This window comes from Rudaea sp., assembly GCF_036383415.1.
Lineage (GTDB): Bacteria > Pseudomonadota > Gammaproteobacteria > Xanthomonadales > Rhodanobacteraceae > Rudaea.
The window spans coordinates 1-8281 of the sequence record NZ_DASVOK010000125.1 but is presented as its reverse complement, the minus strand read 5'-3'; the positions used below and the strand labels follow the sequence as shown (position 1 = coordinate 8281).

At 64.6% G+C, this 8281-nt stretch carries 9 protein-coding genes and 1 other RNA gene; 3 read left to right on the top strand and 7 right to left on the bottom strand.

Annotated elements, in window-relative coordinates; genetic code table 11:
* Positions 1–616, bottom strand: a 616-nt coding sequence (rsmH, locus tag VF497_RS04830) for a 16S rRNA (cytosine(1402)-N(4))-methyltransferase RsmH (protein WP_330886506.1), incomplete at its 3' end; no start/stop codon positions are given.
* 29 nt (positions 617–645) lie between these two features.
* On the bottom strand, positions 646–1092 hold the full coding sequence (gene mraZ, locus VF497_RS04825; protein WP_330886505.1) for a division/cell wall cluster transcriptional repressor MraZ: 447 nt from the start codon (positions 1090–1092) through the stop codon (positions 646–648).
* Between the two features lie 439 nt (positions 1093–1531).
* On the opposite strand from mraZ, the gene VF497_RS04820 reads away from it, so the two are divergent.
* From VF497_RS04820 to VF497_RS04810, 3 genes are read left to right on the top strand one after another with little or no spacing between them, the layout of a single operon-like run.
* Positions 1532–3544, top strand: coding sequence for a TonB-dependent receptor (locus VF497_RS04820; protein ID WP_330886504.1), 2013 nt, complete (start codon positions 1532–1534; stop codon positions 3542–3544).
* 51 nt (positions 3545–3595) lie between these two features.
* Entirely contained in the window at positions 3596–4114 is a 519-nt protein-coding gene (locus VF497_RS04815) for a hypothetical protein (protein ID WP_330886503.1), read from the top strand.
* Complete coding sequence (locus tag VF497_RS04810) at positions 4111–5058, top strand: cytochrome-c peroxidase (RefSeq protein ID WP_330886502.1); 948 nt, start codon at positions 4111–4113, stop codon at positions 5056–5058. Before VF497_RS04815 ends, VF497_RS04810 begins: the two co-directional genes overlap by 4 nt.
* Before the next feature lie 16 nt (positions 5059–5074).
* On the opposite strand, the gene VF497_RS04805 is transcribed toward VF497_RS04810, so the two are convergent.
* The 5 genes from VF497_RS04805 to VF497_RS04785 all read right to left on the bottom strand — a co-directional run.
* The gene (locus VF497_RS04805; protein ID WP_330886501.1) at positions 5075–6172 is read right to left on the bottom strand and encodes an HlyD family secretion protein; all 1098 of its coding nucleotides are present in this window, start codon (positions 6170–6172) and stop codon (positions 5075–5077) included.
* Between the two features lie 238 nt (positions 6173–6410).
* Positions 6411–6763: RNase P RNA component class A (gene rnpB, locus VF497_RS04800), an RNA gene on the bottom strand.
* Positions 6764–6792: 29 nt separating this feature from the next.
* Positions 6793–7668 (bottom strand): alpha/beta hydrolase, encoded by an 876-nt coding sequence (locus VF497_RS04795; RefSeq protein ID WP_330886500.1) that lies wholly within the window; start codon positions 7666–7668, stop codon positions 6793–6795.
* A 4-nt stretch (positions 7669–7672) separates the two neighbouring features.
* On the bottom strand, positions 7673–7822 hold the full coding sequence (locus tag VF497_RS04790; RefSeq protein WP_330886499.1) for a hypothetical protein: 150 nt from the start codon (positions 7820–7822) through the stop codon (positions 7673–7675).
* A 93-nt stretch (positions 7823–7915) separates the two neighbouring features.
* On the bottom strand, positions 7916–8281 hold a 366-nt coding region (locus tag VF497_RS04785; RefSeq protein ID WP_330886498.1), incomplete at its 5' end, for an AraC family transcriptional regulator.

The following is an 8281-nucleotide window of genomic DNA, read 5'->3' as shown; positions in this document are numbered from 1 at the left end:
TGGCCGGGTGCTTGTTCGCCTCGCGCCGGCCGATGGTGCGTTCGATCAGATCGGCGAGCTCGAGCGTGCGCGCGATCGGCGCCTCGGCGCGGCGCGCGAGGATCGCGCGCGCGATGCGCCGGCTCATGCGTTCTTCGCCGTACTGCCACAACACGTCCGCTATCTCCCTCTCGTCCGCGCTCGCGAGAAACTGCGCCGCGCTGATTCCCGAACTCGTGTCCATGCGCATGTCGAGCGGCGCATCGGCGCGGAAGCTGAACCCGCGCGCGGCCTCGTCGAGCTGCGGCGAGGACACGCCGAGATCGAGCAGCACGCCGTCGAGCCCCTGCGTCGTCGCGTCCCAATCGGCGAGATCGGCGAAGTTGCCGTGACGGATGACCACGCGCGCATCGTTGCCGAATTCCGCACGCGCATGCGTCACTGCAGTCGGGTCGCGATCCATCAACAGCAACTTCCCCGTCGGCCCAAGCCGGGCCAGCACGGCGCGCGCATGACCGCCGCGGCCGAAGGTTCCGTCCAGGTACGTTCCGTTCTCGCGCACACGCAATCCCTGCACCGCTTCGTTCAACATCACCGGCAGATGGGCCGATCCCGCCGCTGCGCCTTCTTCACTCATCGTCGTTCGGGCGCATGCGGTCAGTCCGTTCACAGTTTCAAATCCAGCATCTCGTCGGAGAGGTCGCCCTCGCCGATCGTCTGGCGAATCTTGTTCAGGTGCGCCGTCTCGCTCCACAACTCGAACTTCGCGTTCATGCCGAGCAGGATTGCGCGCTTCTCGATGCCGGCCGCCATGCGCTGACTCGCCGGAACGAGCACGCGCGCGCTGGCATCGGGCTCAACCTGCGCAGCGGCACCGACGAGCTTCAACTGCAGATCGCGGTGCACGCGCTTGACGCTAGACAGCGCGTTGACCTGGTCGCGCACTTTTTCCCACTCGCCCTGCGGGAACAGCCACAGGCAGCCGTGCTCGAACGGGTTGTAGGTGAAGACGAGGCGATTCGCGCACGCAGACGCGATCAGGTCGCGATAGGCGGTAGGCAGCGCCAATCGACCCTTGTCGTCCAACGTGACGGCGGTTTCGCCCTGAAACATGATCGGCAAATTCCCACTAAAAACCACGAAATCCCACTGACCGCCACAATATCGACGGCATACAGGGCTGTCAAGGAAAAATTGCTTTGCAGATCAAGGAGAAGCGCAGGGATTTGTGATTATTTCGTGCGCTTTCTGAGGAAGCGATAAAAGGTGATTGAATTCACGCAAGTTTTCTCATGGGCACTCGGCTGTTTCAGCGACGGATGCTGGCATGACGACCCGGCAGCGAGGCTCGCCGGCATCGCCGGATTGCGCGGAACGCAAAACTGGTGCCCTTCGGAATTTGAACGGGCAGCTCCTGTTGTTGCATTCGCAATTCCAGGCGAGGTTTCCGCGCAAGGCCCCCGAATCCGCGGCGGTGTTGCAGTCGAGCCATGGTCACCGATATAGTCGAACAAACATATCGAATGTGTATTTGTATACAATCTCCCGATCCATGAAAAATTTCCTCGCAACCACGATCATCGGCCTGCTCGGCACCGGCTTCGCGCATGCGGCGGACGTGTCCACGACGGAAAACACGTCTACTCCGCTCGGAGTGGTCGAAGTGGTCGGCGCCAGTTCCGCACCGCTTCCTGCCGGCGCAGACGTGATCAGCATCGACACAATCGAGAAACTCGACCGGCGCAACGTCGCCGAAGCGCTCGATCTGCTGCCGGGCGTTTCGCGGCAGAACGTCGGCCAGCGCCGCGACACCCTGCTCAACCTGCGCGGTTTCGATTCACGCGAGGTCACGCTGTACGTCGACGGCGTGCCGGTGTACGTGCCGTACGACGGCAATCTCGACCTCGCGCGCTTCGGCGTCGAAGACTTGTCGCAGATAGTCATGACCAAGGGGCTGACCTCGGTGCTGTACGGCCCGAACGCGCTCGGCGGCAGCGTCAACCTCGTCAGCCGGCGGCCGCAGACGGCGCTCGAAGGCCGTGCCTACGCGGGTTTCGATGTCGATCGTTCAAGCAATCTGCCCTCATATCGCGCGGGCGGCCGCATCGGCACGAACCAGGGCACGTGGTACGCGCAGGCGACGGCGTCGTGGGAAGACGCCGACTACTACGTTCTGCCGAGCGATTATCCCTACTCGAAGAACCAGCCCAATGCACGGCGTGCGAATTCGGCGAGCCGCGATCTGAATCTTTCGGGCAAGATCGGCTGGACACCGAACGCGACCGATGAGTACGCACTCGGCATTTACCATGTCCACGATTCCAAGCAGACACCGCCTTATGCGGGCAGCGCTACCGGCGTCGCCGCACGCTTCTGGCGCTGGCCGTACTGGGACAAGGACGGCGCCTACCTGATCACGCGCACGCGCCTAGGCGATGCGGCGACGTTGCGCGTGCGTGCCTACTACGACACGTTCCAGAACGAACTCGATTCGTACGACGATGCAACGTACACGACGATGAAACGGCCGTACGCCTTCAAGAGCATGTACGACGACCACACCTACGGCGCCAGCGCCGATTTCGAGCAACCGTGGTCCGACAGCCAGATCACGCGCATCGCGGTGCACGCCAAGCAGGATATCCATCGCGAACAAAGTTCCGCGGTCGCGCCATGGGCGACCTTCAAGGACCGCACCGTCTCCGCCGGCGTCGAGCACGAGTGGCGCGCCGACGCGCGCTGGACGCTGACACCCGGCGTGTCGTGGAACGAGCAGCAAGGCCAGCGCGCCGACAATCTGGTCGCGAACAACCAGATCGTGCCGTTCGACGTGCACGGCGACACCGCAGTCAACGGCCAGCTCGCGGCGACGTTCCAGATGACGGACGATGTGCAGCTATATGGCGGCATCAGCCGCAAGACGCGCTTCCCGACGATCAAGGATCGCTACTCGTACCGCCTCGGCACGGCGATTCCGAATCCAGCGCTGAAGCAGGAGGAAAGCGACAACGTAGAGATCGGCGTGAAAGGCGCGGCCGGCGCGCTGCACTACCAGGCCGCACTGTTCAACGGCAAATTGCAGAATGCGATCCAGGCCGTCACCATTGCCCCGACCGCGTGCGCATCGCCGCCGTGTTCGCAGAACCAGAACATCGGCGAGGCGCGCAACCGTGGTGTCGAACTCTCGGGCAGTTATGCGATCAATACGGATCTGACATTGCAGGCGAACTACACGTATCTCGATCGCAAGAACATTTCGCAACCCGCGGTTCGCTTGACCGACACACCGCCCGAAAAACTTTTCGTCTCGCTCGACTATGCATTCGCGCCGCACTGGAACGCGATCCTGTCGTCCGACACAGAAACCAAGCGCTACACCACGAGCGATGCCAAACGCATCGCCGGCGGATTCACGCGCGTCGATGCGATCGTGCGCGGCTCGATATCCAACTGGTTCGATCTGAGTTTCGGCGTGCGCAACGCATTTGATCGCCTGTATGCGTATCAGGAAGGATTCCCCGAACCGGGACGCACCTTCTTCTGCGAAATCGGCAAAAGTTTCTGACGAAGGATCGTATCGGCGGCAGGGAAGCCGCACTGACTACGAGGAGAACCCATGTATCGAAGCATTATCATGATCGTGTTGATCGCTGCGTCGGCGGGCGCGCCGGCAGCCGAGGAAATGTCGACTACCAAACCAGCGTGCATCACCAACGTTGCGCCCTCCGGGGAACTGGCCCCATGGGTCAATCCTGTTCCGGCCAAGGCCGGCAGCGAGGCGGCCAATGCCCCACTCCTTTCCGTCGGCAAAGCCACGAGCGTGACTCTGCTGCCCACACCGGACGTGCACTACGCGCTGCGCCCGGAGAAGCCGGGCGGTTCGGTCAGCTATGGCGGCCTGCTCGCGCTCGACGTCGCGCAGGCGGGCACGTATCGCATCGCGTTGAACTCGGCCGCATGGATCGACATCGTGGGCAAGGACGGGGCATTGCGCTCGGTCGCGCATGGCCACGGCCCCGACTGCACCGGCATCCGCAAGATGGTGGACTACGTCGTGCCCGCTGGCCGCTACACGCTGCAGATTTCCGCCAACGGCGCAGCGCAGATCACCGTTCTCGCCGTGCCGATGAAATGAAGCGCCGCGGTTCTCTGGCCGCGCTGGCGGTGTTCGCGCTCGGCGCGACAGGCATCGTCAGCGAGCGCGTCCGCGCCGCCAATAACGCAAATGCGACGACAGCGCGCATCGAACTCGGACGCCGCCTGTTTTATGACGCCGATCTCTCGCAAGACGGCACGATGGCGTGCGCAACCTGCCACGAGCAGCGGCACGGCTTCGCCGATGGCAACCGCACGCATCCCGGGGTGACCAACGAAGCGGGACGGCGCAACGTGCCGGGTCTCGCCAACGTCGGTGAATTCTCGCCGCTGACCTCGGCCGATCCGCGCCTGACTACGCTCGAGGCGCAGGTCTCCGTACCCGTGCTCGGCACGCATCCCGTGGAAATGGGCATGGCGGGGCGCGAGGCGGAAATCGCGCGGCGATTGGGGCGCGACGCCTGCTATCGCCGCATGTTCGCTGCCGCGTTTCCCGGAACGGCTGATCCGATCGGCTATGCCAACGTCGTCCGCGCCATCGCGGCGTTCGAGCGCACGCTGGCTTCCCACGGGAGCGCTTACGACCACGACGCACTTTCCGCCGACGCGCGCGCCGGGCAGGAAACGTTCCGCCGCGATTGCGCCGCTTGTCATGCGGGGAAAAACTTTACCGACCTCGCCTTTCATCGCCTCGGTGCGATCGATCCCGCAGCAGCGGATCAGGGACTATTCGAGGTAACCGCGCACGAAGAGGACCGCGGCAAGTTCCGCACGCCGCCCCTGCGCAACCTCTCGGTGACCGCACCGTATTGGCACGACGGATCGATGCCGACGGCTCGCGATGCCATCGCCCGCCACGGTTTCGTCTATCCGCCCGAAACGATGCGCAGGCTCGAAGTTTTGCTCGATGCTTTGACCGATCACGATTTCCTGAGCAACCCCGCGTTCGCCCTCCCCGCAACGGCTTGCGGGCGGCAGCTCTAGAAGCGCGATCCGATGCTCAATCCGCGACGGTCAGCATGGCCTTGTTGTACAAGGCCTGATCGAGGCCGGTCGCGAAACGATCGCCGGGTCGCGCGCCCGAGCGGATCTCGACGTACTTGCCGGAGATGGCACCGAACTGGACGCGATGGCGGCGCAGCTCGTTGCCGCTGAGCAGGTACAGGTCGTGTTCTTTGAACGGCAGGATGTCGTCCGCGCGCTCGACATAGATCGCCTCGCTCGTCGGCGCGCCTTCGATGTCGCCACTCAATGACTCGGCCGCGCGCACACCAAACGGCAATGCCTCGTCCGGGGCGACATCGACCTGGACCGCATCATCGCGCACCTTCGGATCGATGCGCACCACCGTGCCGCGCACGGCCTTGCCCTGCACGTAGAGCGTCGCGCGATTGCCGTAGGCGATCGCCGGCGCGTTGGCCTGCGGAATCTTCAGTGCGGCAATAAGATCGTTGCTGCTCGACACGAGCGCAAGCTTCTCGCCCGGTGCGACCGACTGGCCGGGCTCGACAAACACGTCCTGCACCGGCCCGTCGACCGTGCTCGCAACCTTGAGTTCGTCGACCTTCTGCTGCGCCAGCGTGAGGCCGTCGCGCGCCTGCTTGAGCGCTTCTTCCTTGATCGCGATGCGCGAGGCGCCGAGGTCCTGCGCGAGAGCGACGCGATCGGTCTGTTCCGATATCTGCGAGCGCAGGCCGCCGACCTTCGCGTCCGCGCGCGCCATATCGAGCTTGGAGATGATGCCGCGCTCCATCAGCGGACGCAGCGCGTCGCGCTCGTGCGCCTCGATCGCGAGCTGGCGTTCGAGCTCCTTCTGCCGGCTCGACTGCGCCATCGCTTCGATCTTCTCGCTCAGCACCGCTTCCTTGAGATCGAGGCTGGCCTTCTCCAGCGCAACGCGCGCGGCCTGCGCCTGCTCGGTGAGGCGCGCGTTGCTCAGGCGGAAGACGACCTCACCCTTCTTCACCATCGCGCCCGGCGCGACGCGGATTTCCTCGACCGTGCCCGCGGCAGGCGCGGCAAGCAGCTTCTTCTGCTTCTCGACGAAGACGCCCGACGCGGACACCGGCACGACGAGATCGCCCTGCTGCACGAGCACTGTGCCGAAATTGCGCCGCAGGACAGAGATAGTCTCCGGCGCGCGCTTCCAGACTAACGGCAAGGCAACAGCCGTCACCGCGACCGCAGCGAGCGCGCAGGAACCGAAAATCAGCCACGAACGGCGTGATGGAGAGCGGGAGTTTTTTTCCACGTGCGGGCGAGTGAGTGCGAACGAACAAAAATCGACCGCTCGTTGGACGGCCGCGGCGGGAAATAGTTCCCGCCGCACGTCACATAGATGGAGTCGGCCGATAAGCCGGGTTTTGTCGTTGAACAGTCATTCCTCTAGGCTCATCGTCGCCGATGAGCTCGAGCAACCTACCCGGGAGCGACGCGGGCCGCGCCATGCTCCCCTATTCGGTCTTGCTCCGGGTGGAGTTTACCGTGCCACGCGACGTTGTCCCCGCGCGCGGTGCGCTCTTACCGCACCGTTTCACCCTTACCTGATCCCTTGCGGGCCATCGGCGGTCTGTTCTCTGTTGCACTGGTCGTCGGCTCACGCCGCCCAGGTGTTACCTGGCACCCTGCCCTGTGGAGCCCGGACTTTCCTCGAGACGCTTGCGCGCCGCGCGACTGTCTGGCCGACTCCGACGCCATTGTAGCGCAGTCGTGGCATGGTCAGGCCGCTTCCCGCAATGCCGCCTGCCAGTGCGCGCGCAGCTCGCGATTGAAATCCTGCCAGCGTTCCTCGGGGAAGAAGATGCGCGCACCTTCGTATTCCACGCGCCGGCGCGTGCCGGGAATCGTTGCCTCGAGCCAGCGTGACCAGCTCGTGTCGAAGTAGATATCGTCCGTGCCCCAGACGATCAGCGTCGGCGCGGTGAACGCCTTGAGCCGGCCTTCGATCGCGCGCGTGTGCTTGTTGTCGAACGCGGCGAGGAAACGTTCAAGATCGCGCAGGCGCTGCGGGTTGCGCAGGAACGGACGCAGATAGGCTTCGATGTCCGCATCGCCCAGCCGCTCGGGATGCTCGTAGGCCGGGCCCAGTGCTTCGGGCGAGCGGTAGATGCTCTTGTCCGCGAGCATTGCCTCGAGCGTGCCGCGCAAGCCGCCGTCGGCTGCCATCGCGAGAAACGGCTTGAACGCTTCGGGCGGCCAGTTGTCGTGCGTGTCGCAGTCGGTCAGGGTGAGGCTGCGCACGCGCTGCGGGTGCAGGGCGGCGAAAATCTGCGCGATGCCGCCGCCGCTGTCGTTGCCGACGAGATCGACCTGGGCGATGCCGAGCGCATCGAGGAACTGCGCGAGCATGTTCGCGTTCGCGGTCACCGACACGTCCTGCTCGGGCAGGATCTCGGTGTCGCCGTGCGCGAGCAGATCGACCGCGATGCAGCGGCGCACGTCGGACAAGCCGGCGAGCTGGTGGCGCCAGAGGTGATTGTTCAACAGCACGCCGTGGACGAACAGGGCAACGGGACCGCTGCCCTGTTCGACGTAGCCGATCGTGCCCGACGCGATGCGCACGCTGCGCTTGAGCGGGGAGGTCTTCGCGTTCATGGCTTCAGCCCTGCTCCTGCGCCGACGCGTGCGCTTCCTTGAGCTTCTGCGCGCATTCCTCGCAGCACACCTCGACGGTTTTGCCGCCGATCTTCACCTGAATCGCGTTCGCATCGAGCGGATAGTCGCAAGCCGCACAAGTCTTGGTGGTCATGACGTTCTCTCTTCGTTGGCGCCCGACGTCCGGGCAGGTGCATTACGCCACCGCGAGGAATGACCCGCTGTCAGAATCTTTAGCGATCTGCGACTAGGCGGATTTGCGCAGCGCCGCCTGGCGGAACTCGGTCGGCGAACGCCCGTAAGTCTGCTGGAACGCGGCGCTGAAATGGCTGTGGCTGGAGAAGCCGAGTTCGAGGCTCAGCGCACTCAAGTCTTCGTACTGCGCGATCAGGTCGAGCGCGCGCGCGAGGCGCAGGCGCAACTGATAGCGGTACAGCGGCAGACCCTCGACCTGCTGGAAACTCTGGGTCAGGTAGACCGGCGAAACGCCGACGTCGGCAGCGATCTCGGCCAGCGTCCAGCGTCGGGCGAGATCGCCGGTCAGCACGAGCTTGGCGCGGTCGACCAGGCGCTGACGTCCCGTACTGGCCACCGCCGCATGCGTCGTGCGCGG

Bases quoted from the DNA above. Each gene is read 5' to 3' on its own strand.
- mraZ (WP_330886505.1), bottom strand. From the start codon at position 1,092: ATGTTTCAGGGCGAAACCGCCGTCACGTTGGACGACAAGGGTCGATTG.
- VF497_RS04820 (WP_330886504.1), top strand. From the start codon at position 1,532: ATGAAAAATTTCCTCGCAACCACGATCATCGGCCTGCTCGGCACCGGC.
- VF497_RS04815 (WP_330886503.1), top strand. From the start codon at position 3,596: ATGTATCGAAGCATTATCATGATCGTGTTGATCGCTGCGTCGGCGGGC.
- VF497_RS04810 (WP_330886502.1), top strand. From the start codon at position 4,111: ATGAAGCGCCGCGGTTCTCTGGCCGCGCTGGCGGTGTTCGCGCTCGGC.
- VF497_RS04795 (WP_330886500.1), bottom strand. From the start codon at position 7,668: ATGAACGCGAAGACCTCCCCGCTCAAGCGCAGCGTGCGCATCGCGTCG.
- VF497_RS04790 (WP_330886499.1), bottom strand. From the start codon at position 7,822: ATGACCACCAAGACTTGTGCGGCTTGCGACTATCCGCTCGATGCGAAC.